The sequence below is a fragment of the Congzhengia minquanensis genome (genome assembly GCF_014384785.1).
In the GTDB taxonomy this organism is placed as follows: domain Bacteria; phylum Bacillota; class Clostridia; order UBA1381; family UBA9506; genus Congzhengia; species Congzhengia minquanensis.
Genome location: NZ_JACRSU010000001.1, coordinates 873,738 through 899,711, shown reverse-complemented (window position 1 = coordinate 899,711; position 25,974 = coordinate 873,738). Strand labels below are relative to the sequence as shown.

General features: G+C 47.8%; 32 protein-coding genes. 26 read left to right on the top strand and 6 right to left on the bottom strand.

What is annotated here, in order from left to right; genetic code table 11:
• Positions 1-12 precede the first annotated feature (12 nt).
• The 25 genes from H8698_RS04315 to H8698_RS04195 all read left to right on the top strand — a co-directional run bounded on the left by H8698_RS04315 (position 13) and on the right by H8698_RS04195 (position 21,901).
• On the top strand, positions 13-348 hold the full coding sequence (locus tag H8698_RS04315) for a hypothetical protein (RefSeq protein WP_249311314.1): 336 nt from the start codon (positions 13-15) through the stop codon (positions 346-348).
• 75 nt (positions 349-423) lie between these two features.
• Positions 424-831 carry a hypothetical protein gene (locus H8698_RS04310; protein WP_249311313.1) on the top strand — a complete coding sequence of 136 codons (408 nt, stop codon included), beginning with the start codon at positions 424-426 and terminating at the stop codon, positions 829-831.
• Positions 828-2,057: a PBSX family phage terminase large subunit gene (locus H8698_RS04305; protein ID WP_249311312.1), complete on the top strand. Its 1,230-nt coding sequence runs from the start codon at positions 828-830 to the stop codon at positions 2,055-2,057. The genes H8698_RS04310 and H8698_RS04305 overlap by 4 nt, the downstream gene beginning before the upstream one ends.
• 4 nt (positions 2,058-2,061) lie before the next feature.
• Complete coding sequence (locus tag H8698_RS04300; RefSeq protein ID WP_249311311.1) at positions 2,062-3,537, top strand: phage portal protein; 1,476 nt, start codon at positions 2,062-2,064, stop codon at positions 3,535-3,537.
• 116 nt (positions 3,538-3,653) lie between these two features.
• A complete protein-coding gene (locus H8698_RS04295) occupies positions 3,654-4,220 on the top strand; it encodes a phage scaffolding protein (RefSeq protein ID WP_249311310.1) in 567 nt (188 codons plus the stop codon).
• A gap of 30 nt (positions 4,221-4,250) precedes the next feature.
• The gene (locus tag H8698_RS04290; protein WP_177677645.1) at positions 4,251-5,129 is read left to right on the top strand and encodes a hypothetical protein; all 879 of its coding nucleotides are present in this window, start codon (positions 4,251-4,253) and stop codon (positions 5,127-5,129) included.
• A 14-nt stretch (positions 5,130-5,143) separates the two neighbouring features.
• Positions 5,144-5,485: a head-tail connector protein gene (locus tag H8698_RS04285; RefSeq protein ID WP_249311309.1), complete on the top strand. Its 342-nt coding sequence runs from the start codon at positions 5,144-5,146 to the stop codon at positions 5,483-5,485.
• A gap of 43 nt (positions 5,486-5,528) precedes the next feature.
• Positions 5,529-5,933 (top strand): DUF6751 family protein, encoded by a 405-nt coding sequence (locus tag H8698_RS04280; protein WP_249311308.1) that lies wholly within the window; start codon positions 5,529-5,531, stop codon positions 5,931-5,933.
• Positions 5,911-6,294, top strand: a complete 384-nt coding sequence (locus tag H8698_RS04275; RefSeq protein WP_249311307.1) for a minor capsid protein — start codon at positions 5,911-5,913, stop codon at positions 6,292-6,294. The genes H8698_RS04280 and H8698_RS04275 overlap by 23 nt, the downstream gene beginning before the upstream one ends.
• A complete protein-coding gene (locus tag H8698_RS04270; RefSeq protein WP_177677639.1) occupies positions 6,291-6,722 on the top strand; it encodes a hypothetical protein in 432 nt (143 codons plus the stop codon). The genes H8698_RS04275 and H8698_RS04270 overlap by 4 nt, the downstream gene beginning before the upstream one ends.
• On the top strand, positions 6,719-7,222 hold the full coding sequence (locus H8698_RS04265; protein WP_177677637.1) for a hypothetical protein: 504 nt from the start codon (positions 6,719-6,721) through the stop codon (positions 7,220-7,222). Before H8698_RS04270 ends, H8698_RS04265 begins: the two co-directional genes overlap by 4 nt.
• A 74-nt stretch (positions 7,223-7,296) precedes the next feature.
• Positions 7,297-7,671: a DUF6673 family protein gene (locus H8698_RS04260; protein WP_249311306.1), complete on the top strand. Its 375-nt coding sequence runs from the start codon at positions 7,297-7,299 to the stop codon at positions 7,669-7,671.
• A gap of 5 nt (positions 7,672-7,676) precedes the next feature.
• Entirely contained in the window at positions 7,677-8,252 is a 576-nt protein-coding gene (locus H8698_RS04255; protein WP_249311305.1) for a bacteriophage Gp15 family protein, read from the top strand.
• A gap of 87 nt (positions 8,253-8,339) precedes the next feature.
• Positions 8,340-9,185, top strand: a complete 846-nt coding sequence (locus H8698_RS04250) for a hypothetical protein (RefSeq protein WP_249311304.1) — start codon at positions 8,340-8,342, stop codon at positions 9,183-9,185.
• Positions 9,186-9,307: 122 nt separating this feature from the next.
• On the top strand, positions 9,308-10,201 hold the full coding sequence (locus H8698_RS04245) for a hypothetical protein (protein ID WP_249311303.1): 894 nt from the start codon (positions 9,308-9,310) through the stop codon (positions 10,199-10,201).
• 94 nt (positions 10,202-10,295) lie between these two features.
• A complete protein-coding gene (locus tag H8698_RS04240; RefSeq protein WP_249311302.1) occupies positions 10,296-10,439 on the top strand; it encodes a hypothetical protein in 144 nt (47 codons plus the stop codon).
• An 81-nt stretch (positions 10,440-10,520) separates the two neighbouring features.
• A complete protein-coding gene (locus tag H8698_RS04235) occupies positions 10,521-11,324 on the top strand; it encodes a hypothetical protein (protein WP_249311301.1) in 804 nt (267 codons plus the stop codon).
• A 104-nt stretch (positions 11,325-11,428) separates the two neighbouring features.
• Positions 11,429-14,548, top strand: coding sequence for a hypothetical protein (locus H8698_RS04230; RefSeq protein ID WP_249311300.1), 3,120 nt, complete (start codon positions 11,429-11,431; stop codon positions 14,546-14,548).
• 5 nt (positions 14,549-14,553) lie between these two features.
• Positions 14,554-15,396 (top strand): phage distal tail protein, encoded by an 843-nt coding sequence (locus tag H8698_RS04225; RefSeq protein ID WP_249311514.1) that lies wholly within the window; start codon positions 14,554-14,556, stop codon positions 15,394-15,396.
• Positions 15,396-16,538, top strand: a complete 1,143-nt coding sequence (locus H8698_RS04220; RefSeq protein ID WP_249311299.1) for a siphovirus ReqiPepy6 Gp37-like family protein — start codon at positions 15,396-15,398, stop codon at positions 16,536-16,538. Before H8698_RS04225 ends, H8698_RS04220 begins: the two co-directional genes overlap by 1 nt.
• Before the next feature lie 4 nt (positions 16,539-16,542).
• Positions 16,543-17,484 carry a hypothetical protein gene (locus tag H8698_RS04215; RefSeq protein WP_249311298.1) on the top strand — a complete coding sequence of 314 codons (942 nt, stop codon included), beginning with the start codon at positions 16,543-16,545 and terminating at the stop codon, positions 17,482-17,484.
• Between the two features lie 16 nt (positions 17,485-17,500).
• Entirely contained in the window at positions 17,501-18,409 is a 909-nt protein-coding gene (locus tag H8698_RS04210; RefSeq protein ID WP_249311297.1) for a hypothetical protein, read from the top strand.
• Between the two features lie 12 nt (positions 18,410-18,421).
• On the top strand, positions 18,422-20,827 hold the full coding sequence (locus H8698_RS04205) for a phage baseplate upper protein (RefSeq protein ID WP_249311296.1): 2,406 nt from the start codon (positions 18,422-18,424) through the stop codon (positions 20,825-20,827).
• Positions 20,828-20,834: 7 nt separating this feature from the next.
• Complete coding sequence (locus tag H8698_RS04200) at positions 20,835-21,503, top strand: N-acetylmuramoyl-L-alanine amidase (RefSeq protein ID WP_249311295.1); 669 nt, start codon at positions 20,835-20,837, stop codon at positions 21,501-21,503.
• 11 nt (positions 21,504-21,514) lie between these two features.
• A complete protein-coding gene (locus H8698_RS04195) occupies positions 21,515-21,901 on the top strand; it encodes a phage holin family protein (protein WP_177679154.1) in 387 nt (128 codons plus the stop codon).
• 75 nt (positions 21,902-21,976) lie between these two features.
• Here H8698_RS04195 and H8698_RS04190 read toward each other — a convergent pair whose 3' ends face one another.
• The 6 genes from H8698_RS04190 to H8698_RS04165 all read right to left on the bottom strand — a co-directional run bounded on the left by H8698_RS04190 (position 21,977) and on the right by H8698_RS04165 (position 25,562).
• Entirely contained in the window at positions 21,977-22,318 is a 342-nt protein-coding gene (locus H8698_RS04190; RefSeq protein WP_249311294.1) for a TfoX/Sxy family protein, read from the bottom strand.
• 13 nt (positions 22,319-22,331) lie between these two features.
• Complete coding sequence (locus H8698_RS04185; protein WP_249311293.1) at positions 22,332-22,787, bottom strand: GyrI-like domain-containing protein; 456 nt, start codon at positions 22,785-22,787, stop codon at positions 22,332-22,334.
• Between the two features lie 63 nt (positions 22,788-22,850).
• On the bottom strand, positions 22,851-23,762 hold the full coding sequence (locus H8698_RS04180) for a helix-turn-helix transcriptional regulator (RefSeq protein WP_249311292.1): 912 nt from the start codon (positions 23,760-23,762) through the stop codon (positions 22,851-22,853).
• 21 nt (positions 23,763-23,783) lie between these two features.
• Positions 23,784-24,299, bottom strand: coding sequence for a GNAT family N-acetyltransferase (locus tag H8698_RS04175; RefSeq protein WP_249311291.1), 516 nt, complete (start codon positions 24,297-24,299; stop codon positions 23,784-23,786).
• Complete coding sequence (locus tag H8698_RS04170) at positions 24,296-25,186, bottom strand: SPL family radical SAM protein (RefSeq protein WP_249311290.1); 891 nt, start codon at positions 25,184-25,186, stop codon at positions 24,296-24,298. Before H8698_RS04170 ends, H8698_RS04175 begins: the two co-directional genes overlap by 4 nt.
• Positions 25,187-25,289: 103 nt before the next feature.
• Positions 25,290-25,562 (bottom strand): hypothetical protein, encoded by a 273-nt coding sequence (locus H8698_RS04165; RefSeq protein ID WP_249311289.1) that lies wholly within the window; start codon positions 25,560-25,562, stop codon positions 25,290-25,292.
• Positions 25,563-25,675: 113 nt separating this feature from the next.
• On the opposite strand from H8698_RS04165, the gene H8698_RS04160 reads away from it, so the two are divergent.
• Positions 25,676-25,960, top strand: coding sequence for a helix-turn-helix domain-containing protein (locus H8698_RS04160; protein ID WP_177680009.1), 285 nt, complete (start codon positions 25,676-25,678; stop codon positions 25,958-25,960).
• The last annotated feature ends 14 nt before the right edge of the window (positions 25,961-25,974 follow it).

The window sequence follows — 25,974 nt, the reverse complement described above, 5'->3', positions numbered from 1 at the left end:
GGGGAAAAAGCGTTGTGGGAAAGAGGAGGAACCGGCGAAACTGCGGTGTTCCGCCCGGAAAGGATGGGGCCCCTGCAAAGCCCCCGGAGGGAAACAGGCTTTGCTGGGAAGAGGAGCGGCAGCGAAACGGGCGGATATTCCGCGAACAGCGGAATGGAGCTTATTGGAGCTTGCGAAAAACAGGGTTCCCGCAACGCTCCCGAAGGGGAAAAAGCGTTGTGGGAAAGAGAGGAGGAACAGGCGCAAGGCGAAGCTCTGTGCGGGAACCCGCACAGACGAGCAAATAAGCCGTGTTCCGACGCTGTCATTGTTTGTCATGCCGGGCCTGTGATATGCTTTAAACTGTAATAAAAGATAGTGTGGCAGTTGGGAATTGCTGTCGGATGGGTTGGCGGGCATATGAAAAAAAGGGGGCGGAATTGTTTGGCCATTGACTGGGTGAAAATTAAAAATGAATATGTTACTACCAACATCGGCCAGCGGGAGCTTGCAAGGAAAAACGGGGTTTCGCCCAGGCAGGTCGCCTACCGCTCGAAGCGGGAGGGCTGGTTTGCGTTAAAGCAGCAGTCCCTTTTAAACGATTGCAGGCAGGCCGCGCATCAGCAGGTTCAGGAGGACGGCCGGACGGTTGAAATTCGGCTGCTGGCGGACAAGCTGTGTGAAAAAACCAATCTTGCCATTGACAATTTAAAGGATGGGGAAATTGACACACAGCGGCTGAGGCAGCTTGTGCAGTCGGTGAAGGATTTAAAAGAGCTGGTAAAGACTGACGGCACGTCTTGCGACACAGGCCGCCTGGAAACGCTTGTGAAGGGGTTGTGTGAGCTTTGACGTTTACGAAAAAACAGCAGGAGCTGCTCAAAATTTTTAAAAGCGGAAAACTGAAGCGTTTGAACATTTTAAGCGGCTCGGTGCGGTCGGGGAAGACCTGGATCAGTCTTGTTTTATGGGCCTTTTGGGTTTTGGTAAGCCCGAAAGACCGGGTTTATTTGATGGCGGCCAAGACGCTGACATCGCTGAAGCGGAACTGTTTGGATTTGCTGGTTTCGCTGGTGGGGGAGGCAAATTTTACGTATAGTCTTTCACTGAAGCAGGGGAGGCTGTTTGGCAGGAAGATTGTGCTTGAAGGCGCCAGCGACTCCCGCGCTGAGGGCAAAATCCGCGGTTTGACGCTGGGCGGCGCCTATGTGGACGAGCTGACGCTGATTGCGGAGGATTTTTTTACCATGCTGCTTTCCCGGTTGTCTGAACCGGGGGCAAAGCTGTTTGCCACCACCAATCCGGACAACCCCCGGCATTATATTAAGAAGAAGTATTTGGACCGGGCCGGGGAGCTGGATTTGTTTTTAGAGGAGTTTTTGATTGACGACAACAGCTTTTTGCCGCCTGCGTATGTGGCGGGGCTGAAAAAGGAATTTACCGGCGTGTTTTATGAGCGGTTCATTTTGGGCCGCTGGGTGGCTGCGGAAGGTGCGATATATAAGCTGTTTGCCGATAGCACCAATCGGTTTTTGCTCGCCGAGCCGCCGGAAATTGCCTTCGCCTCGGTTGGGGTGGATTTTGGCGGAAACAAGTCGGCCACGGCCTTTGTTTTAACCGGGTTTACAAAGGGTTTAAAAGAGGTTGTGGTGCTGGACGAGTTTTATTTGAAGGACAAAATCAGCCCCGCGGAATTAGAGGAGCATTTTGTTAACTTTATTCGGAAAAGCAAGGAGAGCTACCGGCTTTACGACGCCTGGTGCGACAACGCCGAAACCACGTTGATTCGCGGGCTGGAAAACGCCGCGGCGAAAGAGAGGTTGGCCTTAAACGTGCGCAACGCCATCAAAGGGCCGATTGTTGACCGGATTCGGCTTTTTAACAGTTTGATGTCTTACGGGCGGTTTTTCGTGCTGGAGCACTGCGTGCATGTGACAGACGCGCTGTGCTCCGCCGTGTGGGACGACAACAGCCTGGAGGACAGGCGTTTGGACGACGGGTCTTTCAATGTGGACAGCTTGGACGCTTTGGAGTATGCAACAGAAAACTATAGGAACGATTTAATTGACATGGGGTGAAGAAATGCGGGAATGTTTAAGAAAATTAGGATTTGAAACCGTTGATTTGGGCTTTGGAGAGCAGATTTCGGAATGGCTTCAGTGGTATAAGGGGAAGGTGGCGAAATTTCACAGCTACAGCCAGTATAACGGCAAGAAAAAGGTGCGCCGGGAGCGCGCTACCCTGGGAATGGCCAAAAAGGTTTGTGAGGACTGGGCCAATTTGCTTTTAAATGAAAAGGTGGAGTTTTCCACAGAAAACGAGGCGCTGACCCTTCGGGCAAAAGAGATTTTGGAGGAAAACAATTTCAGGGTGTGCGGCAACCAGCTTTTAGAGCTTTCCTTTGCTTTGGGCACCGGCGCGTTTGTGGAGTTTATTGACAACGGAACGATTGGCATTGACTATATTCGGGCCGATATGATTTATCCTTTGTCCTGGGACAACGGTGAGATTAACGAGTGCGCTTTCGGCAGCTTAAAGGTGATTGACGGAAAGACAAGTTTATATTTGCAGATTCATGTGCTGGAGGACGGCGCTTATGTGATTCACAACCGGTTGTTTGACGCGAAAAACCATCAGCCCCTGCCGCTTCCGGAACAGGTGGAGGCAGATTTTTACACCGGCTCGGAGGCACCGTTGTTTCAGATTGTGACGCCAAACATTGTGAACAGCGTGAATTTGGACAATCCCATGGGAATTTCGGTGTTTGCCAACGCCGTTGACGTGTTAAAGGGCGTGGATTTGGTTTATGACAGCTATCAGAACGAGTTTCGTTTGGGCAAAAAGCGGATTGTGGTGCCGGTGGGCATGGCCCAGTTAAACAGCAGCGATACTGGTTTTGCCCCGGTGTTTGACGACAACGACACCGAGTTTTATGCCTTTACAGATAAGAATATTACCGATTTAAAAGAGATTAACATGGAAATTCGGGCCGCGGAGCACACCGAGGGGCTGAAGCAGAATTTAAATCTTTTGTCGGATTTGTGCGGTTTGGGGTCGGAGCGCTACACCTACGACCGGGGCGGTGTGAAAACCGCCACCGAGGTGATTTCTGAGGAGAGCGCCCTTTATCAGAACCTGAAAAAGCATGAAATTATTTTAAACCGCGCTATTTGCGATCTTGTGCGGGCGGTGCTGTTTTTAGACGGCAAGGATACGCGCGGTCTTGCAGTGAAGGTGGATTTTGACGACAGCATTATTCACGACACGTCCACCGAGTTTGAACAGAACTTAAAGCTGGTTTCCGCCGGGCTGATGCAGCCCTTTGAATTTCGCATGTGGTGGTTTAACGAGTCGGAAGAGCAGGCAAGGGAGCGGGCGGCAAGGCCGCTTTGTGAGGCGCAGCCGCCAAAACAGTCTGCCGACAGCAGCGCGGCCAGTTTGGGTTCCGGCACGGCCGGTTTGAGTTCCGGCACAGCCGGGCTGCATGCAGACAAAGGCGAGTTAAAAACCGGAAAAGCCGGCTTGAAGACTGGCGGAAAAAACAAAACCAACCGTTAAAAAAATTTTTGTTACAAAAATTTTTAGATTTTATTTAGTTTTCCCTTGCAAAATGGGATATAAACTTTTGCTGTCTGTGGGGGCACCACGTTTAAAAACAGCGGCATGGAGGACATATGGAGTTTTTAAAAAATGTGTTGGGCGATTCGTTCGCCGACGTTTCTGAGAGGATTGGCAGGTATAACCGGGAGCACCCGGAAAACCAAGTGAAGCTGGCCGACCTTTCGGAGGGAAAGTATGTCAGCAAGGCAAAGTTTTGCGATTTGGAAGCCGAGGCAAAGCGGCTTAAGGAGCTGCTGTCTTCACAACATTCTGAGGACGACCCGGACGGGCCGGAGCAAAAGCTGGCAGAGCTGAAACAAAAGTATGACAAGGACACGGAGGCGCTGAAAACAGAGGTTAAGCAGGCAAAGTTTAACGGCGCGCTGGATTTGGCCCTGGAAAGAAGCGGCGCGAAAAACACAAAGGCAGTTCGTGCGCTGCTGGATTTAGACAGCTTAGAGCTGGATGAAAACGGCGGGCTTTCGGGACTTTCCCAGCAGCTGGAGTCCCTTCGTGCAGACAATGGTTTTTTGTTTGGCAGGGGGGCCGCTTCTACCGCCCTTGCCCAGGGCGCGGCGTTTCCCGTGACGGACGGCTTTGTTGCCTCCGCCCGGGAGGCGGCCGGGCTGACGAAAAAGTAACATTACAGTTAGAAAGGATGATGATGTATTATGGCAAATTCAATTACACTGGCACAAAAATTTCTGCCTGTTATTGACGAAACCTATAAGGCGGCGTCGGCAACAGCGTTGATGGACACCGCTTCTCAGGCCGATTTTACAGGGGCCAACGAAGTGAAGGTGCTGAAGGTTTCAACAACGGGGCTGGGGGATTACTCCAGAACAACAGGATATCCGAAAGGCGATGTGACTGCCGTTTGGGAGACGTTAAAGCTTACGGAGGAACGCGGCAAGGAGTTTTCCATTGACCGCATGGACGACGAGGAGACCTTAGGGCTTGCCTTTGGCGCTGTGACAGGACAGTTTATGCGCGACTGGGTGTGCCCGGAATTAGACGCCTATCGGTTTGCGAAATATGCGTCTACCGAAGACGTTTTGACAACCGACGCGGCGGTGCTTACCAAAGATACCATTGTGGCGGCGTTAGACGAGGCGGTTCGTGCAATGGACGAAAATGAAGTGCCGGAGGACGGCAGAATTTTGTTCATTAATTCGGAATTAAAGCCCAAAATTAACGAGGCGTTTTCCCGCACCTGGGGCAGCGACGCGGCGATTAATTCCCTGCTGTTCAACTATAACAACATGCCCATTGTGTATGTTCCGAAATCCAGGTTTTACACCGCGGTTACCTTAAACGACGGCACAACCGACTGGGGTTATGATAAGGCGACAAGTGCGAAGAGCATTAACTTTATGATTGTGCAGCCCTCCGCTGTTTTGCAGGCGAAAAAGTTCTGTATGCCGAAAATTTTCTCTCCTGACGAGAACCAGGCAATGGACATGTGGAAGTTCCAGTTCAGGCTCTACCACGACAGCTTTGTTTACGACAACAAAAAAGCCGGCGTTTATGTTCATAAGTCCACTACCTAAGGGGGCGGGGCGTTATGATTTCCATATCGTACAGCGATTATGAACAGCTTTACAACGTTTCCACGGAGGCCCTGATTCCCGAAGGGAAGTTTGCGGCCTGTCTCAGTAAAGCCGAGGCGTTTTTGTCCGCCCTGACCATGGGACGGCTGGGCGAGGCGAAGGACACGGAAAATCTTGCACGGTGCGCCTGTGAAATTGCGGAGCTGTTCTATTTAAAAAGCGCGCGGTTTGGCATTGCCTCGGAGAACAACGACGGCTACAGCGTTTCTTACAGCAATACGGCTGTGGAAAAAGCTGCCGCCGCCGTTGCCGCAGGATTTTTAGAGCAGACCGGGCTTTTATACAGGGGGATTTGACATAGATGGTTCCCGCTGAGCTATTGGCGGAAAGGAGTTTTTTATGCGTACAAACAAGAGCATTACGCTTTACCACTATGACGGGGAAAGCGAGCGTTTTTCCCGCGTGTATTTTCCGCGTGCCTCTGTGCACAAGGCGGTTTTGGCCGCGGTAAGCGAGGGCGGCCTGGTGATGGATTCTTTGGTGAAAATTAGAATTCCCATCGCCGGCAAAGCCGGTTTGAATAGCAGCACGGCCGGTTTGAACAGCGGCACGGCAGCTTCGGATAGCGCTACGGATATATTTTACAACGATGGCGCTGATTCGGTGGAGGTGGACGTGGGCGACTACGTGTTTATTGGGAAATCGGAATTCAGCAAGCCGGACAGGGCCTGCTGCCACAAAGTTTTGGGCTTTTCCCACAATTTGCGGGGGGCAAACCCCCATGTTAGAATCGAGGCGAAGTGAGATGGCCTTTTCCATTGTGCTTGACATGAATTCTGGTTTTAAAGATGCTTCCGCACTGCTGGCGGAGCGGGGATTAAGCGACGGCGGCCGCGCCCAGCAGGCGTTAGACCGCGCGGCGGTTGACTTTTGCATGCCCTATGTGCCGTTTAAAACCGGGGCGCTGATGCAAAGCGCGGCGTCTTCTGTGATTGGCAGCGGCGAGGTTTGCTATGGCGTGCCCTATGCGAGAAAACAGTATTATGAAGGAAAAGACAGCGGTATTCGCGGCAGAATGTGGTTTGAACGCATGAAGGCGGACAGGCTGGGGGATTTGCTCTCCATAACTGCCGCTGCCTGCGGAGGCGAGGTGACGAAAACATGATTTTAGATGTGTTAAAACAGTTTATTGAAGAAGAATGCCCGCTGGTTTCGGGGAAAAAAATTAAGGTGAATTATCTGGGCGAAAAGCCCCAGTCGTACACGGTGGACACCGTGCCGGCAAATCCTGTTGTGCGCAAATATCCCGACGGGGGAAGTCTTCGGCAATATCTTTTCGTGTTTGCCTCCCGGGAGTTTTACGACGCACAGGTGTGGAGCAATTTAGACGTGATGGCCTTTTATGAGGCTTTTTCCGACTGGATTGACGAAGTGAACCGCACGGGGACGCTTCCGGATTTGGGGGAGCATCTCAGCGCTCTGCGGTTTGAGGTGGTATCCGGCGGGTATTTGTTCAAGGCGGAGTCTGGCGACGCGCGGTATCAAATTCAATGTAAATTATTATATGAAAAAGAAGGAGTGTTTTTAAGATGAGCGAAGTAGTGAAAAGAAGTGACAAGGTGGCCTTTTACGGCGTGACAAACGGTGAAACCGTTGTGTATCACAGAATGAAAGGGTTTACGGATATTTCCATCAGCAGAAACCCGAAGGAGTATTCCAGGCAGTATGTGGACGAGGAGTTTGAGCGCACTGATGTTGTGGGGTATGCGACCTCCATGTCTTATGGCTTTGACCAGCACATTGGCGACGCGGTGCACGAAGACATTGCCGCCGTTCACGACAGCGAGCTTTTGGGCACAGATGCAGTTCGTTCCATTATCATTGTGGATTTCACAAAGAAGGGTTCCACTGACAAGACATTTGTTGCGAGAAAACGCGATTTTGCGGTGATTCCTGACGGCGAGGGCGACTCTATGGACGCCTATACCTATTCCGGCACGCTGAAAACAGCCGGCGACACGGTGGTTGGCACAGCTGCAACAGAAGACGACTGGGAAACCTGCACATTTACAGAAGACAGCGCAAGCGCATAACATTTTTTTACATCAGGGGAGGGCAGTTTTGCCCTCCTTTGTGTAAAATAAAAACAAAAAAGGAGCAAATGAAAATGGCAAAATTTACATTTAACAGCAACTTGATTGAACTGGACATTGAGAACCATCCATTTAAAATTGACGCTATGGAGGTTCAGGCAAAGGCGCCGGCCATCCGGGAAAAGATGAATGAGATTGTGAAAAACGCCGGGGCTGAAACGTTAGACGGCAATATTATTGAAACTTCCTGCAAGACGGTTTGCGGCGCGATTGACGACATGCTGGGAAAGGGCGCCAGCGCAGCGGTTTTTGCCGGCCGCGAGGTGAACTTTTTCGACTGCATGGACCTTTACTTTTTTGTGCAGAGTCAGGTGAATGATTTTACTATGAAGAAGCTTGCGGAATATGAAGGCGTTGCACAGAAAACCGGCAAAAAAGGGAAGAAATGAGAAGCTTGTTTACAGATCCGCTGCCTTCGTGCGTTACGGTGGACGGCGCGGAGTTCCCCGTTCGCACGGACTTTAAAACATGGATTGCCTTTGATCATTTGATGACGGAAAGCGATTTGCCCTTGCCTCAGAAAATTGTTTCGGTGTTTACACTTTGTTTCACCGAAAAACAGCTTCCGCCGGATTTGGAAAAGACACTTTCTGCGTTGTTTGATTTTTATTCGTGTTTTTCTTCAGCCCAAAAATCAGGCAACGGAAAAAAAGACGCCCCCGCCCAGCGGGTGCTCAGCTTTACCCAAGATGCGCCCTATATTTACGCGGCCGTGCTGGCCCAGTATGGCGTGGATTTAACCGCGCAAAACCCTCACTGGTTTTTATTCCGCGCCATGTTTGAGGGGCTAACGAAAGAGCATAAAATCAGCGAAATTATGGGGTATCGGGCCATGCGCCTTTCGGACGTGAAGGACCCGAAGCAGCGCGCCTTTTACCGGGAAATGAAACGCCTTTACAAGCTGCCGGATCTGCGTACGCCGGAACAGATTGAACAGGATACCATTGAGAGTCTGGCAAAGATTATTTAATTGGTGTGACAAATGTTTCGCTTTTTCTTGATTTCTTTTTTTTAATATGGTAAAGTGGTAGTATAAGATTTCAAGGGAGGGGTTGTTGTGAAAAAAGGAATTGCGTTTGTATTGGCTGCGGTGATGTGTTTGGGGTTTGTTGGGTGCGGAAAAGAAATTACTGCTGAAACGGTGTTTGATGCGCTGTCGAAAAAAGGCAAATTGGTTTTTGAAATCAAGTATGACAGCATGGTATCTGACAACTCCGCCCAAGAACCCAATGTGGAAATGATAGTATTCCGTCTGCCAAAGGAGCAGCGGCCGACTCCCGGAGAAGATGCGTGTTACATTGAAGTATATCCGTCAAGGGAGGCGTTAGAGCGGTCTGCGGAGCAGTATAAGCAGATAAAAAAGATTGACTGGCTATATGCTTCAAAAAATGTGCTTCTCAGAATAGACGGCAATGTGCCGTTCGACATTGTGCAGCCCTACACTGACGCGTTAAAGAAATTAACAAATGAAGAAGTGCAGGCGCGGCACAGAGCCGAACCCATTATAAGAAGCTCAAACCGTGAAAAAACCTTTCAGCTGCCGGGGAACTTTGGCGCTAACGAAGCGTTTGAAATTTTGAAACAGGAAATAGGCGGTTTGGAATTTGCATCCTATGTCTATACGGCTAACGCAGAAATTGTGTCGTTTTGGCTCAGAGAATCCGGCAATATTTTCTGTGGCTCTGTTCTCGTTTTTGAATCTTATAAAGAAGCGGTTTCTTTTGCAGAAATTGGATATTCCCCCAATCCGTGGGCTGGCATTGCGTGTTCAATTTTTGTTTCGGACAATGTTGTGATAGAGATTGACAGAAGCTCGGAAGCTCTGTTCGTTCAATACAGCAACGCGCTTAAAAAAATAACTGGCAAGCCGATTGACATGGAATTTTCAAAACGGTCGGAATAATCAGATTTATTTTAAAACCGTCCGTTTTTGCGGGCGGTTTTGTTAAATTGGCAGACAATTTTTCCTTGCTTTTTCAGGATAATTATGGTAAAATATTTTTATCGTAATTAAGGAGGATTTTTATGAAAAAGGGGATTGCGTTTTTGTTGGCGGCTGTCATGTGCCTGGGGTTTGTTGGGTGCGAGCTTCCGGGTATGGGACTTGCGCGGAAAATTGTTGGGAAGACGGTTGGCGTAAATGCAGAGATGGTGTTTAAAGAGCTGGAGAAAGAAGGAGAATTGATTTTAGACACTAAGTATGACAGCACGGAATCTTTCAATTCTGCCAAAGTGCCGAATGTGGAAATGATTGTTTTTCGCATGCCAAAGGAAGAACGGCCTACTTATCGGGAAAAAGCGTGCTATATTGAAGTATATCCGTCGCAAGAGGATTTAGAGCGATCTTGCGAACAATATGTGCAGACGGATAGTAAATATAACTGGCTGTACTCTTCGGGAAATGTACTTCTTCGGATTGATGGAAATGTTCCCAAAGGTGATACACGAAAATATACCAGTGCATTAAAAGAGTTGACGAAAGATAATGTGCAAAAGTGGAACGACAGAAATCCCGAGGTGGAAAAGTCTAACCGTAAGAAAACGTTTCAGCCGCCGAACGGTTTTGGCGCAAACGAAGCATTTGAAAGGCTGAAAGAAGAATTGGGCGGTTTGGAATTTGCAATTTATAGCTATCTGCATGAGTTAGAATTTATTATTTTTTGGGACAGGACAGATAGCAAACTTGTTTGCGGAACTATCAGCATTGCAGAATCTGACGAAGATGCCTTATCTCTTGCTAGAGTTAGTTTTGATGGATATCAAGGGTCAAAATTTGAGCGTTCCATTCTTGTGTCAGGCAATATCATTATTGAACTTGACAGAAGCTCGGAAGAGTTGTTTTTTAAATATAGCAACGCGCTTGAAAGAGTAACGGGCAAGCCTATTAATATGGAATATTCAAAACGAACCGAATCGTAAGATTCGGTTTTGTTTTACATAAAAACAGAGTATAAAAAAGCACAAGGCAAGTTTACTGCCTTGTGCTTTTTTAAATAAATGAGGGGTGATTGAATTGGCAGAATTTGACGGCAGTATTAAATTTAGCACGAAACTGGATACCAACGAATTTGAAGTGGGAATTTCAGAACTCACGGGAGAGTCGCTGAAAGGCTTTGGCACTGTGAAGAATGCGGCGGAGAGCGGGCAGTTTTGTTAAATTGGAAGACAAATTTTCCTTGCTTTTTCAGGATAATTATGGTAAAATATTTTTATCATAATTTTTTAGGAGGAATTATTTATGAAAAAGGGAATTGCGTTTTTGTTGGCGGCTGTCATGTGCCTGGGGTTTGTTGGGTGCGGTGAAAAGGCCGGAAGTGCGAAAAGTGTTTACAACGAGCTGGAAAAGGTTGGGGGTCTTTCGTATGAAGCGGAGTATAAAGATGTTGTTTCTGATTTTGGCGGAAAAATTCCCATTTCAGAAAAAATTGTCTTTCGTATGCCCAATCAAAACAGGGAGATTGAAAAAGAGCGTGCGTGTTACATTGAGGTTTATTCCTCGGCAGATGACTTGGGAAAAGCAGTCAGCGTTTTAAACGAAAGCATGAAGTCCAGCGGTGAAAAAACATATGGTTTATATTCTTCCGGTAATTTGCTTCTTCGGATTGACGGAACCGTTCCAAAAGATGAGGCGTCAAAATATACGGAAGCGCTTAAGAAAGCAACTGGAGAGGAAGCTGTCTACCAAAATAGTGAAGAATTACCCATTGAAAAAAATTCCATTAATCGGTCGTTCATTTCACCAAACGGCGTTGGTGCCCGTGAGATTTATGATGCTCTGAAGAAGAAAGTAAAAAACATTGAGTTTTTCAGTTTTATGAAGTTAAATGATTCAGAAACTGCTTCTTTTTTTGATATGAGTGAAAAAGATAAAACGGTAATTGTAACGATTGATGTAGGGGATGAAGTGAAAGAAGCAAATGATTCATCTGCCGGAATAGGTCGATCCGTTCAGATTAAAAATGTACATATTGATTTTTCTGAGGATTTGCCAGAAAAGAGAATAACAGAGTATAAAACGATATTGGAAAAAACAATAAAATGATGTGTTTAAACCGTCCGTTTTTGCGGGCGGTTTTGTTTTACGAGAATAAAAAAGCACAGAGCGATTTTTGCTCTGTGCTTTTTAAAATATAAGGGGTGATTGAATTGGCAGAATATGATGGCAGCATAAGATTTAACACAAAGCTGGACACGAGTGAGTTTGAGGCAGGAATAAACAAACTTCAAACTTCGTCTTTACAAGGGACAGGAGCAATTAAAACCGCGGCGGAGAATAACATTGAAAAACCTTTTAACAAAACAGCAGGTTCTGTTACAAAAAGTATGTTGGAAATTTCGTCTGCACTTGGACCGAAAGTTGTAAAAGAAGTTTCTGGTCTTGCAACGGTAGGATTGAAAGTGGCAGATATTCTTGACGGAAAATTGGATTCTGGTCTTGCAAAGACGGGGGAGGGGGTAGATCTTTTATCAATTGCGTTTGATGCCGGAACTGCTGGTATTACTGGATTTGTAAAAGGTACCAGCATGGGTGGACCGCAGCTTGGAATTTTATTGGGGTCTGTTTCGGCCCTCGGCGTTGGCGTTACAGAGTTAGGTGTCCAATTAAACGATAATATGACGGTTTATGATGCTTTACATGAAAAAAATGATACAACAATACAGCAGCTTAATGATGAGAAAACAGCATGGAATGATGTTCAAACATCAGCTCAAGCAAGCATTGGCATAGAACAGACAAAAATTGATCAGGCGATTAAACTGAAAGATGAACTTTTAGGGCTTGCGGACGCAACAGGGCATGTTTCTGAAACAGAGGTCGGCCATGCACAAACTATTTTAGGACAATTAAATCAAGCCTTTGGTACCCAGTTTACCATGACTGGGAACATGATTGACAATTATGACACATTAAAGCAGACCATTGACAACGTTACCGATGCCAGCAGAGCCAGGGCAACAGTTGAAGGTGCACAGCAGATATATCAGCAGGCAGAAATCGCATATAGTCAGAAAAGAACAGAACTTGCCGAACAGGAAGTCGCAATGAATAAGACGCTGGATGAGTCGGCAAGGATTTCTGCTGAACTTAGAAAAGCTTATCAGGAGAAAGACGTTGCAAATATTACAAGGCTTAAAGGTGAGCAGAGAGAACTGGCACAAGGTTATAAAGACCAGCAGCAGGTATATGAGGAAACGGAAAAACAGGCAGATGGTTATAGGGATGTGATGACCAAAATAGATGCGATCACCAACGCAATTGCAACCGGTTCCGCAGAAGATGTCAACAATGCTGTTGCCGAGTTTCAGAATACGATTAAGACTGGAAATCCTGTGATGATAGATTCTGCCAAAGCTATAGAACTAACAGGAAATACTCTTGAGATCTGTAAAGAGAAATACCAGAAGGCGCAGGATGATTTTACAAAAGGAATTATTAGTAAAGAAGAACTTGATGGTGTAAAACAGGAACTTTTAACTGCAGCAGATTCTTATGTAGATGTAGGCGGAACCATGCTGTCTCAAATTCTTGCAGGACTCCAGACCGGCGATGATCAATTGCTGACGGGGCTTGCCGCCATTGCCGGGGTTTCTGTAGACACGTTGAAGCAATCTTTAGGAATACAGTCCCCCTCCTCTGTTATGTCCAGCGAAGTGGGCGTTCCCATGGTGCAGGGAATCACGGCCGGAGCGCAGAGTGAGTCCGGAATTTTAAACGCGGCTATGAGAAAAATTGTAAGGGATGCAATCACTGCCGCGAAAGACGAAGGCGTTATTGAATCCCCTTCACACGTTATGCGTGACGAAGTGGGACTTATGTTTTCAAAGGGTCTTGCAATGGGCATTACCGACGGAAAAGACGAGGTTGTCTCTGCGGCTGAAGGCGTAGCAAATGCTGCCATTTCGGCCGCGTCCTCTATTTCTGCCGCCGACGTTTTAGCAAAGCTTAGCGACAGCTTTATTAATGGCCTTAAGGAAAACGACAAGGGGAACACGGAAAAATATCAGGATAAGCTGGAAATTTTAGATTATAAGCAGGCTTTCGGGGGCCTTTCTACCGAAGATTATTATGCTGAAATGGAGCGATTGCGGGACCAGTATTTAACTGCCTATACCAAAGAGTGGTTTGACGCTACGGAAAAAATTTATGACCACCAAAAAGAAATGGCGGAGGAAGCCCGGGACAAAGCGTTAGACGAGCTGGACAAGCAACACGACAAGGGACTTATGTCGGAAGCGCAGTATATTGCGGAGCTGACGGCTTTTCGCGACCGTTATTATGCCGAGGGCACAGAAGAATATGCCGAAATGACAGAGGACATTGCCAAGCTCTCACGGGAAAACGAGCTGGATATGCTGGATTTTCACTATGACATGGGGCTGTTAACCGAGCAGGATTATTATCAAAAGCTTTTAGAATACCGCGACAAGCACTTTGCCGTAGGCTCTGCTGAGTGGATGGAATATACCAAGAAAATTTGCAGTTACAACAAAAGCCAGATTCAGAAGGCCTATGACGAAATTGCGGAATATGCCGGCAAGAAGCTTTCCGATCTTCTTTCCAAGCAGGAGGCCCTTTACGGTAAGCTTGACGGCTATGGCAGCCTGATGAAAACCGTAACCGTGAAAAACTATTATGAAGACGGCAGCGACCTGCAGTTCAATGAGTTAAACGATATATCAAAAGACAACGACTTTTTAAGACAATATAACGAGAATATCACTGCGGCGGCCCAGCGGCTGAAGGCCTCGGGCTTAGACGAAGCCGCGGCTGCAAAGCTTTATGACGAGCTTTTGGGAATGTCGCCGGAGGAGGCTTCTGATTTCGCGGCGCTTTTAACAAAGGCCACCGATGAGGAATTTGAAAAATATCTCGCCGACTATAAAGAAAACATGGATTTGCTAGACGAGGTTTCGAAAAATCCCTTCCGCGAGGAGTGGAAGGAGGCAACGGAGAAAATTGTTTCAGAACTGAAGGAAGCGGGCTTTGAGGTGCCGGAGGCGTTTTCGGATATTGGCGAAGACTCCGCCATGGAGTTCAGCCGCAGCTTTTTAGAGGAACTCCAAACCCAAATGGAAGACATAAAAACGCAGATTACCGGCTGGTCGTTTACGCTGGTTCCCCAGGTTGTGGGGGCTTCGGCTAACGGCGAAAGCCGTGTTTTTTCGCCGACCTATCACTTATATGGCAGCGGCGAAACAGACGTTCAAAGAATTCAGTCGGCAAAGGCAATTTCTGAGCAACACCGAATGGCAGGAGGGTATTGACATTGATGAACATTACATTTCAAAACGATTTTGGGAAAATTCTGATGACGGGCGGCGGCAAAGGCCCCGCCTGGAAAATTAAGGAGATTACGGGGCTGGGCATTCCCGAAAAAAGCTTTGCCTATAACACCTTTGCCGGTGTGGCGGGGCAGGAATTGTCTTCCGTTTCGGTTTTGGCGCGAACCATTACCATGAACGTGGATATCGACTGCCGCTTCCCGCAGATTTCCATGTCCCGCGCCGCCTGCATTTTAAACGCAGACGGCGTGCTGACCATTCATCACGGCACGAAACACAGGGCGATTTCCTGCAGATGCACGTCTTTCACCAAAACCGAAAAAAAGGCCGCCTTTTTTGAGGCAACGCTTCAGTTTGTGGCCGACAACCCCTATTTTCACGACTGTGAAGAGAAGCGGGTGGTAATATCCCGAAAGAACGACAAGCTGACGTTTCCGTTCCATCTTCCGGTGACGTTTTCTGAACGCGTAAACAGCACAGACCTTGTGGTTTCCGGAGAAGAGGCGTCGGAGCCTGTGATTTATATTTTCGGCGACGACCCGGAGAATACGGACTACGACGACAACTCCATCACCATAGTGAACAAAACGGCCAATGCGTTTTTAAAACTCAATTACAAAATTTCCTACGGGGAGCAAATTAAAATTGACATTCCAAACCGGGAAATTACATCCAACCTGCGGGAAAGAATGTTTCAGTATCTTTCAGACGACAGCTTTTTCAGCAGTTTTGTTCTCTTAAGCGGTGCAAACGAAATTGAGTGCAGAACAAATGTGCGCATTAACGCCTATATCCTGTTTCAAAACAACTATCTGGAGGCGATGTATTAATGGAAGATATTCGGTTTTACCGGTTCGACACCGGCAATTTTGAACTGCTTCACATTGAGCACAACATAAAATCGTGCTACTGGACGCTCTATTTCAACGAAATCGGAACCTTTGAGGGCACGTTTCCCCTCTCAAACGGGCTGGTGAACATCCTGATGAATCATCAATATTTGTTCCTGACCCAGGGAAAAATGCTTCAGGCCATTATTACGGGAAAAACCGTGGACAGCGCCGTGAAAATTTACGGCAAAACGCCCAACTGGATTTTGTCCCGCAGAACCATTGGGCCTTTTAAAACCTCGGAATTAAAGTTTACGGACTATCCGTCGGTGGTGCAGTATGTTTTGCAAACCGGGTTTTCAGATATTTATGAAAGCGACTTTACGTTTCACGATTTACCTGCGCTGGAGCTTGAGGGCGAGGCGTTTTGGAGAAACACCAGAAACCCGGTGAGCGACGTGATTCGGGACCGTTTGGAAAACGATTTGCTGGGGCACCGGGTCATGCTGGACGTAACGGAAAACAAATGGAATTTTGAAATATATCAGGGGGAAAACAGGGTTGAAATCGTTTCAGAGGCCAACCGCAATTTAAAAAACGTAACCATAACAGACGACTGCCAGAATTTTTATACCGCAGGCTGGTATAAAAAGGAGCTTGTGGATAAAGGGGACTGGAACCCTTATGATAACAGCGTGCCGGCAAGCCGTCCGTCGTCTTACGGCTGGTATTACACGATTACTTATGAGGATGAGCAGTCTCCCAAAAAGTCATATCCAGCCGGTTCTTATCTGGTGTGTGCCGACAAAGAAACCGGAACGTGGAAGGTGTGCAATGACATGCCGGAGCTGTGGGAATATCTGCCCGGCGATGCTGAGGGCATTTGCAAATGGGACGCCGTGCTTTCCTCTGCCACAGAGTCGGAGGCAAAGACCGATTTAACAAACAAAATTTGGCGGCATGAAATTTCCGGCGAAAGCTCCCGCCTAAAATTGGGCACGGACTACGGTTTGGGAGACACCGTTCGCGTTCAGGTAGAGAAGGGCGGTTTTGCCGAAACCGTTTCCAAGCGCATAACCGGCGCGGAAATCTGGTGGGAAAACGGAAATGTTGGTGAAAAGCTGATTTTTAAGGAGGAATGAATAAATGTCATATCATTATACTTTTGACAGCGGCGCCACCTATGGCGTCAAAGACGTTAACAAAATAACCAGCCGGTTCGTCACAGCTGGAATTGCGCAAACCTTTACCGAAAACAGTCAAGCGCCTTATAATTTAAGCTCGTTTCACGAAACCGGCGCGCTTATTTTTCAGTCCGGCGTAAAAAGCGGCGACGCCTCTCTGCAGGTTGTAAAAACACAGGGGCAGGACGGCGCTGTTTCCATTTGCCCCGGCAAGGCATTCTTTCACGACGGCACCCTGTTTGAGGTGACGCTGCCGGAAGATTCGGCCGAATCCGACGTGGTGCTTTCTTACGTGCCGGGAGTGAAGCACTACGTATATTTAAAAAACGATTACATCTTTTCCAACTCCTATTACCCCGTCTGCACAACCGACGCGCCCACCGGCGACTTTGTGCCGCTGGCAGAAATTGAAACAGACGGAGCCATTACCGACAGGCGGGAATATGCCGTTGGAAAACTGCCGTCGAAAGACAGCGGCTATGCGCCGAAGCAATATGAGGTTACGGTGATGTGCAAGCCGCAGTCCACACCGTCGGCAAACGGTGAATATTACCGTTACTTCAGCGCCAAAGGCCAGGCAACTGTAACGTTTGGGGACGATGAAGACTTAAAAGACCGGCGGTTTGTCTATATTTATGATGACAGCTTCTACCGGACAGCCGGAGTTTATGACCTTGTTAAACAAACTCATAAATGCAGCGTTTTAGATTACAAAGGTGTTCCTAAAACTTATTCTGCTGAAAAGCTGTATCTTTATTATAGGACAGACTCTGATTATATATCTACAACCATCAGTGTAAATACCAGTGATAATCAACTTTCGTTTGATATAATGTATGATCCTAAAAATGAATTTTCCTCAGCCGAAAGCTTTCCATACAGCTTTTCCTTTATCCTAATATAAGAAAGGAGAAATTTTCATGCCAATAAAAAACAGTTTTATTGACAACGGCAGCTATCAGGCGGCCGATTTAAACAACATTTACAGAAGGCTTATGTATAACCCTTCTGCCGGGCAGGTTTTTTCTGAAACCGGGGCGGAAGGTCAAACGGCCGCATATGAAGCCTCGCACTTAAACGCCCTGACGCAAACGCTGTGCAGCCCGGGCGTAATCAGCGACTCGAACTACACGCTAAAGGCAGTGAAACTTCCGCAAGAAAACAAGCTGCGAATCAATCCCGGCACGGCGGTCTTTGAAGACGGCACGGTGATGGATGTGGAGCCCGGTGGCCATGAGCTCGCCTATTTGCAAAATGTAAAAAACTATGTTTATTTAAAGCAGCAGTCGGGGGAATGTTTTCCTGTTTGCGGACAGACAGCGCCCGCCACAGACGGAAGCTGCATTCCGCTGGCCGAGATTTCAGAATCCGGTGAATTTACAGACCGAAGGCCCTTTGCAAAATGTAAAAATAACGGCTATGCCAGCAATGCCGGATATATCATGAACGTAACCGTCCATGCAAGATGCGAGGAAAGAATATATCCCAACGAATATTTTGGACAAACCACCATCAATTTAAACGACCAGGGGCAGCACCGGTTCGCCTTTGCCGAATGTTCCGGCAAGGATCATTTAAATCGAGAGTATTCTGCATATTCCTTTTGTGACATGGGAAAAAATACTGCTTATGCTAGTAACTATTCTTTCAAAGATTCCAGTGGACACGACAATGAAAATAAATGGCTTTACGACAGGATGTGTATAAAGGTTGGCGAAGCAGCCGATAGCTTTGTGTTTTGTGAGATGCACAACGAAAATGGTCTGCTCACCATTCAAATGACTTCCACCGAGCAAGGGGACATCAGCTTTTCATTCTTATTATTTTAGGAGGCTTAAAACATGATTACATATAAACTAAAAATCAATTATCAAGACCCCCGGGTAATGACCTCAGATATGGAGTTCGTCACGGGGGACGTAGGCGCATACCGGTTAGAGTTTGAGTTTTATGACAACGGTGCGCGGGTGGACTTAACAGATTGCGTTCTCACGGTTAAGGCGAAGCGGTCTGACGGAACGGTTCTTGCAGACGCAGGTGAAGTGCAAGACAACCTGGGCGTGTTCGTTCCAAAAAACGACATCTATGCCGTAGCAGGAGAGCTTCGTTTAGAGGTGGCCCTGGCAGATGCCGCGAAAAACTACATTACAGCCAAAGTTCTGCTGGCCACGGTTGTGGAAGGGCTGGGCGACGCAGACAATGTGGCGCAGACAAGCGCATCTGTTTATGTTACGCTTTTGAACCGCGTTCAGGAGCAGATTATAGCCGCGAACAAACTGACGGAAGATGCAAAAAGCTTAATAGACGGCAAGCTGGAATTAAAAGCCGACAAGCAGACGGAAGACGGCGGGTTCGCGGGAGGACAAGGCGCCTCCACAACAAACGGAGCAGCGATTGGAAGCGGAGCTGCGGCGACAGGCGGCGGCGGTTCGGTAGGCTTGGGGGCCAGCTCCACAAACGGCGGCGGAGCAATTGGAAGCAATGCAAATGCAAACGCCGGCGGCGCCGTGGGAAGTGCAACGACTGTTACCGGCTATGGCGGAGCCGTTGGGAACAAGGCAAAGGCCGGGGCAGGCTTTTCGGGAGGCAATCAGGCTGCCGTCGCTTTGGGCAGCAACGGAAAATATATCGACGCAATTCAGCTTGGAGCCGGCACAAACGAAGCGCCGGGCACATTGCAGGTGTATGACTATCGAATTATGGACCAGGACGGAAGCATTACGGCCGCCAGGCTGCCCGGCTACTGCGGCTGTGTGTCAAGTGCAGACGACCTGCCGGGATATGCCGAAACGGGAGACATTTACGGCGTAATGGAAACCGTTTCAAAACCGCAGGAGGACGCCCTGTTTGCAAAAGGCATGTTCTCCGATTATTTTACAAGTGCAGGCGAAACGGCAGGAACCGGCCTTGCGCCCGCTTTGTGCAATTTGCGTGATTCAATTATTGCGAACATAAAAAACTACACGTTTACCGGCACGGACAACCAAACTGCCACGTATTTATACACTGCGTCCGGCACATTTCTGGCAGAAGTGAAAGTGAATGCCGGCAACCCATCGGCCCTTGCTGCATTCGACGCCTATTCAATCGGTTATAACGGAAACGACACGGACATCATATCGTTTTACATCTGTAAACAGAAAAAGAGCAAACTTACGTTTCAAAACACAGAATATGAGCATATCATGGTTTGGAACGGAACCGGCTGGGAAGATGTTCGAAGCTTTCATTGCGCTAAAATGACACCGAAAGGCAGCGTGAATCAATATGAAGACCTGCCCGATGCAATTGACGGCAGCCTCTACCAGCTTCAGAAAAGCTCGGCCAATTGGGTGAAATATTCCGGCAAAGCATCGGACCTTTTAAACATTGAAGAGGACGGGTTCCACGGATTGAAATTTACCCCGCCTGAATCCTGCATTAGAAAAAGCTACTTAAATTATGGCGATTATCTCCATACCTACAACATCGTAGCTTTATATGACGCTTCGGGAAACTATCTTCAGGAGTTGATTTTAAATACTGTGCCGGAATCAGACGTTGGTTATCCGCTGTCTATTTTTGGAATATCCAGCCCATCCGATACCGTGATATTTTATCTGGGCATATATAAAAATAATACGCGCCCGGAAACACTGAAATCGTTCCAGGCCGGCGATTTTGTGTTTATGAAAAACAACCAGTGGATCTGCATTGCCGGGCCTAAGGCAAGGGAGAACTATTACACCAAAACGCAGGTAAACGAGAAAATAAGCGCATCTTCTCGCTGGGGCGGGAGCATTTCAAGTTATGAAGAGCTTCCAAAATCGCCGCAAGCGGGAACATACTGTTATGTATCGGCGGATATTGCAAACGGTGTAAAATATACCGGAAAAGTCTCGGATTTGTTTCGTATCTATGATAATGAAATGCTTCAGTCGGATACGCTTAATTTTACCCCGCCTGAATATTGTTTGCCGCCATTAATGGACTCCCCTTATTATGACACGATTGTTAATATTTACGATGAGGCCGGGGCTAACGTCGGTTATTTGTCAATTAATCCTCAACCCGGTTCGGCGCCGCCGTTTTTCAGCCTTTCTGAGCTTGGCGTAACGTCTGCTGACGACACCGTGACATTTTATTTGGGTATTTACGACGGGACGGGCTTACCTTCGGCAATAGAAACAATATATCATGCTGGGGATATTTTAATTTGGGTCGGCACAAAGTGGGTGCGGATTCCCACGGTTTCAGGATTGGAGTGAGCAAAAAATGAACATTGAAAAAAAGCAGATCGCATATAACCGCGTCACACGAAATAGTGCGATACGTTATATCGTTATCCATGACACGGGGAACAAATCAAAGGGCGCAGATGCGGACTCTCATTTCCGTTATTTTAACGGCGGGAACCGAAACAGCTCGGCGGACTTTTTTGTGGACGACAAAACCGTTTTGCAGGTAAATGATTACACAAAATGTTACACCTGGCACGTGGGGGACGGCAAGGGCAAATACGGCATTACAAACCAAAATTCCGTCGGCATTGAAATTTGTGTAAACGCTGACGGAAACTACGACGCGGCGTACCTGAAAGCTGCGGAGCTGACAAAATATTTGATGAAGCAGCTAGGGATTGACGCGTCCCATGTTGTGCGTCACTATGATGCAAGCAGGAAGAACTGTCCGGCCTCAATGAGCGCAAATAACTGGGCGCTGTGGGAAAAGTTTAAACAGTTGATTAAGGAGGAAATAAAAATGGCAGAATGTAAATTTACAGACATCAGCGGGCACTACGGAGAAAAGCAGATTCGGGAAGTGTTTGAAATGGGGATTATGAACGGGGTGGACGAAACCCATTTTAACCCGAATGAACCAGTGACAAGAGCACAAGCGGCTATCATTGCACGGAACGTTGTGCGGTATATTACGGGAAAGTGAGGGAAGGCAAAATGGACAATTTTATTACATGGATGAAACTTGCCTGCGGCGCGCTGGCGGGTATTCTCTCCTTTGCGTTTGGGGGGCTGGACATGCTGTTTTCAGTCCTGTTGGTTTGCATTTTAATTGACTACGTCACAGGGGTGCTGGCTGCGCTTTATGAAAAGCGGTTAAACAGCGAAATTGGGTTTCGCGGCATTTTAAAAAAGGTTATGATTTTGCTGATTGTAATTTTGGCGCAAATGATTGGCACAGCCGCCGGAATAGAAGAAGTGCGGGACCTGGTCGTTGGCTTTTACATTGCCAACGAGGGGATTTCCGTTTTGGAGAACGCAGGCAGAATGAACGTGCCGGTGTGCAAAAACTTTACAAAATATTTAGAGCAGCTTAGGGGTTAACACAGATGTCTACAGCACTTTTAACCGGATTAAGCGGCGTTAAAAACGGTATGGCAGTTTGCCATACCGTTTTTTTTATGCTTTTTTTTGCCGCCCTGCCCGTACCTTTTTGGGCCTGGGCGGAGGAAGCGCTGCGCAGGTTACAGAAACAAGCTTTGTTAAGCTTTCCCGGTCGTCTAAGTCCTCAATGAAAAAATAAGGCTTCGCGCCGTCGTAGGGCGGGGCCTCCTTCAAATTGGGACACAGGGCACGGCCCGCATCAGTAATTTTTAGAAAAAACTGGTCGCCGCAGATGAGGGCAAACAGCTTGCCGTCGCAGTAAACGCCATATTCCCCAAACATCTTGCGGTATGTGATTTCTCCCGCGCCGCTTGCCTGTTCACAGGCAAATTGAACAAATTCTTCCGACGAGGCCATAAACGTTCACGCCTCACTCTGTCAGGCTGATGTAAATATGAATTTCGGCGTTTTCAAAGTTCCCGTCCTGATATTCTTCAAAATCGCAGACAAACGACCGGGGCAAATCCATTGTCCAAAGACGCTCCCAAAATTCCCCCACGGCCTTTTGCACATGGCCGCGCACCACAAATTTGGCATACCTTCCTGCGGGAATCGCCATGCGTTCCGTTCCCTGGGGGAGAGGGGAACCGTCTGCCTCGCAGCCCACAGTCACTTTATATTCGCTTTTGTCCGGGCCGGTGTAATCGGAATAAATTCCGAGGGCCTTTCCGTTTTTCTTGCCGGAAATCTGCGGATAAATCCCGCCCTGATAATAGGTTTGCCACAGCCCGCCGATAACGGCCCCCATGTTTGGCGACCGGTTCGACGTTCTTGCACACAAACCCACAACCGTTTTTTCGTTTAATGTTACCAATTCATAATCCATTTGCCTTACCTCTTTCTTTTTAAGATAGACAAATCATATCACAGAAAACCAGACAGGTATGTGTCATGTTTTATCATAAAATTTCATCATTTTTTGAAGCAGGGCAAAAAATTCTGCCCGAAGGCCGGCGGGAGCAGTCAGTTCCGCGCAGTCTCCAAAGCTTAACAGCCAGGAAAACAGGTTTTCTTTGTCTGAAAATCCGGCCTGAAACAAAAGCTTCCCTCCGGGCAAAACAGAAAAGCTCTCCGGGCCATATTCCTCCACAAGCCGCCATTTCATAGACGGCGCAAACTCCACTTCCGCCTGAATGCTGCGGGGCCATATGGTTTCTGCGTCCGCCTGAAAAGGCGGCAGCGTTCTGGGGGAAAACCGCTGATTCAGACAGGTTAACTCCACCATGCGGTTCAGCTTGAACATGCGGAAATCCGTCCGCGCCGTGCAATAGCCCCACACACACCAAGAAGCCCACTGGAAAACTAAACAGTAGGGCTCAATGGTGCGAAGACTTTTTCCGCCGGGGGCATAATAGGTAAACGAAATCATTTTGCCTGCGTCAATGGCCGACTGAATCAGCTCAATTTTCGGCGCCAGGGAAGATTTATACCAGGAGGAAAGGTCAATTAAAATGTGGCTGTTGGAGGCGAGCACTTCGCTGTTTCCCACCGAAAGCTTGTCCATCAAAAGCTGATAGCGGCTGGTGCCGCTGACGCTGTCCAGACTTCTAAGCCCCGCCAAAATCGCCTGCATGTCCGAGGAGGTGAGTAGCGTCCGGTCGAACCGGTAGCCGTCCATAATGGAAATGCCGCCGTTCTTTCCCTGGGCGGTAACGATGGGAATTCCGGCCTTGCACAGGTTTTCAATGTCGCGGCTGATGGTTCTGCGCGTTACCTCAAACTTTTCGGCCAGATAAGGAGCGGTCACTTTCTCCTGCTGGAGCAGGATGGATAAAATTCCAATCAAACGGTCTATCTTCATGGGAAGAACTTCCTTTCGTGGTTACTGTGCAAATTCAGAAAGCGTTCCCGAAACACCCCGAAATGCGCCGGGCACAAGCTCGCAGCCCAACACAAACTGGTCTGGAATACCCGATTGATTTTGAATGCCAAAATCGCCCACCCTGCGGTAACCAAACCGGCCGTAATAGTCTGGGTTTCCCACCAGAAACGACGCGGTAAAACCCAGTTTAACTGCCTGCTCGCCTGCATAGCCCAGAAGCCTGCCCCCAACGTTTTGATTTCGGTAGGGAAGCGCCACACAAAGCGGCGCCACCAAAACCGCCGAAAGTGTGCCCGCGCTGAGCAAAACCGGCTGCCTGGTCAGCAGAATATGCCCAATCAGCAAACCGTTTTCCTCTGCCACAAACTCCAGCTCTGGCAAAAAGGCAGAGCTGTCACGAAGCCTTAAAACAAAATCCTGCTCGGTGCCGTCTGACACCTGGGCTGTTTCAAAGGCGGTTTTTACTAATTCATAAATGGTTTCATAGTCACGTTTCAATGCTGTGCGAATGTTCATGCTTTTCCTCCAAATGATTCAAATAAATTCAGCTGCCGTGCAGTTTCTTTTTCTTCAAACGTTCTCAAAAATTCAAAAATTTTCGAACTGTCCGAAACAATGCCGTGCCGGCGGCAAAACCGGTAAAACACCGGCATAAGCGCGCGGTTGTTGGGGCTGGCGGCCTCATAGCGGCTTCCAAAGGCGGCGGAATACTGCTGCTTCATGCCCGGAAAGTGTTCGTCCAGCTTTTGATAAAAATATTCCCTGTTTCCCTCCCGCAGAGTTACACCCATGCCGAAGCACAAAATGCCAAACACCTTTGCCTGCCTGCACAGGTTTAAAATCCCCAAAAGGTTTTCTTCTGTGTCGTTCATAAAGGGCAGCACTGGCGAAAGCCACACCACGGTGGGGATTCCGTTGTCCCGCAAAATGTTTAAAACCTCAGCCCGGCGGCTGGTGACACACACGTTGGGCTCTAAAATTTTGCACAGCCCGTCGTCATAGGTGGTCAGCGTCATCTGCACAACGCACTTTGTTGTTTCGTTTATTTTTTTGAGCAAATCCAAATCCCGCAGCACCCGGTCAGACTTGGTAATCAGCGTAACGCCGAAGCCATAGCTTAAAATCAGCTCTAATGCCCGGCGGGTGTGGCCCAGCTCCATTTCTAAGGGAATATAAGGATCCGACATGGAGCCCGTGCCGATCATGCACTTTTTTCGCTTTTTACGAAGCGCCAGTTCCAAAAGCTCCAGCGCATTGGATTTTACCTCAATATCTTCAAACGCGTGGTCAAACTGATAGCACGCGCTTCTCGAGTCGCAGTAAATGCACCCGTGGGAGCAGCCGCGGTATAAATTCATGCCGTTTTTGGCGGACAAAATTCCTTTCACCTGTTTTTCGTGCATCCTGACTCCCTCCCGGTTTTTCTTATAAAGATATTATACCACACAGACCGTAAAACAACAATAAAAAGCGCCGGCGGAATTCATATTGCTGCCGGCGCTTTTTTTAACTAAATTTTTGAAAGGCTTCCATCAGCCTCTTTTTTCTGTTTTCTTTTTCCTTGTTTTGCTGCTCTTTCCTGCGGGCTGCAATTCGGGCGGCCCGATTGGCAAGCACAGTAGAAAACGCAAAAAACACCATTGTCAGCCCAGATGCCAAAAGAAGCATAATGAAACTGCCGTGTTTTTCATATAATACTGTTACAAGGAGGGCGGCGGCAATGCAGAAAAGCCCGGAGAGTGCCGCAAATAAAACTGAAACTGAAAAATTTTCCCGCAAAACCAGCCCCTCCGTTTCGTTAAAAGTCAATTAATAATATACCATAGTATTTTTTAAAAGTCAATCAAAATTATATAATAGTATAGTAATATTTTGCATAGGGAGGTACCGCCATGTTGAATGAAAACATAAAAAAACTGAGGTGCCAACGGGGATTAAGCCAGGTGGAGCTGGGAAGGAAGCTGGGCGTTACCAAACAAAGCATTTCCAATTGGGAAAACAACTACATTCAACCCTCCATTGAAATGCTGATGAAACTATCATCTGTGTTTTCCGTCAGCACAGACTGCCTGCTGGGCCTGGACACACGAAAATTCATTGAAATCACAAACCTAACCGACGAGGAAATCACGCATCTGCAATTCATAGCGAAAGACATTGCAAACGCCAAAAAATAAAAAAGACGCACATG

Coding starts and splice junctions, on each gene's coding strand:
- H8698_RS04300 (WP_249311311.1), top strand. CDS start 2,062: ATGCGGGAATGTTTAAGAAAATTAGGATTTGAAACCGTTGATTTGGGC.
- H8698_RS04295 (WP_249311310.1), top strand. CDS start 3,654: ATGGAGTTTTTAAAAAATGTGTTGGGCGATTCGTTCGCCGACGTTTCT.
- H8698_RS04290 (WP_177677645.1), top strand. CDS start 4,251: ATGGCAAATTCAATTACACTGGCACAAAAATTTCTGCCTGTTATTGAC.
- H8698_RS04285 (WP_249311309.1), top strand. CDS start 5,144: ATGATTTCCATATCGTACAGCGATTATGAACAGCTTTACAACGTTTCC.
- H8698_RS04280 (WP_249311308.1), top strand. CDS start 5,529: ATGCGTACAAACAAGAGCATTACGCTTTACCACTATGACGGGGAAAGC.
- H8698_RS04275 (WP_249311307.1), top strand. CDS start 5,911: ATGTTAGAATCGAGGCGAAGTGAGATGGCCTTTTCCATTGTGCTTGAC.
- H8698_RS04270 (WP_177677639.1), top strand. CDS start 6,291: ATGATTTTAGATGTGTTAAAACAGTTTATTGAAGAAGAATGCCCGCTG.
- H8698_RS04265 (WP_177677637.1), top strand. CDS start 6,719: ATGAGCGAAGTAGTGAAAAGAAGTGACAAGGTGGCCTTTTACGGCGTG.
- H8698_RS04260 (WP_249311306.1), top strand. CDS start 7,297: ATGGCAAAATTTACATTTAACAGCAACTTGATTGAACTGGACATTGAG.
- H8698_RS04245 (WP_249311303.1), top strand. CDS start 9,308: ATGAAAAAGGGGATTGCGTTTTTGTTGGCGGCTGTCATGTGCCTGGGG.
- H8698_RS04235 (WP_249311301.1), top strand. CDS start 10,521: ATGAAAAAGGGAATTGCGTTTTTGTTGGCGGCTGTCATGTGCCTGGGG.
- H8698_RS04225 (WP_249311514.1), top strand. CDS start 14,554: ATGAACATTACATTTCAAAACGATTTTGGGAAAATTCTGATGACGGGC.
- H8698_RS04220 (WP_249311299.1), top strand. CDS start 15,396: ATGGAAGATATTCGGTTTTACCGGTTCGACACCGGCAATTTTGAACTG.
- H8698_RS04215 (WP_249311298.1), top strand. CDS start 16,543: ATGTCATATCATTATACTTTTGACAGCGGCGCCACCTATGGCGTCAAA.
- H8698_RS04210 (WP_249311297.1), top strand. CDS start 17,501: ATGCCAATAAAAAACAGTTTTATTGACAACGGCAGCTATCAGGCGGCC.
- H8698_RS04205 (WP_249311296.1), top strand. CDS start 18,422: ATGATTACATATAAACTAAAAATCAATTATCAAGACCCCCGGGTAATG.
- H8698_RS04200 (WP_249311295.1), top strand. CDS start 20,835: ATGAACATTGAAAAAAAGCAGATCGCATATAACCGCGTCACACGAAAT.
- H8698_RS04195 (WP_177679154.1), top strand. CDS start 21,515: ATGGACAATTTTATTACATGGATGAAACTTGCCTGCGGCGCGCTGGCG.
- H8698_RS04190 (WP_249311294.1), bottom strand. CDS start 22,318: ATGGCCTCGTCGGAAGAATTTGTTCAATTTGCCTGTGAACAGGCAAGC.
- H8698_RS04185 (WP_249311293.1), bottom strand. CDS start 22,787: ATGGATTATGAATTGGTAACATTAAACGAAAAAACGGTTGTGGGTTTG.
- H8698_RS04180 (WP_249311292.1), bottom strand. CDS start 23,762: ATGAAGATAGACCGTTTGATTGGAATTTTATCCATCCTGCTCCAGCAG.
- H8698_RS04175 (WP_249311291.1), bottom strand. CDS start 24,299: ATGAACATTCGCACAGCATTGAAACGTGACTATGAAACCATTTATGAA.
- H8698_RS04170 (WP_249311290.1), bottom strand. CDS start 25,186: ATGCACGAAAAACAGGTGAAAGGAATTTTGTCCGCCAAAAACGGCATG.
- H8698_RS04160 (WP_177680009.1), top strand. CDS start 25,676: ATGTTGAATGAAAACATAAAAAAACTGAGGTGCCAACGGGGATTAAGC.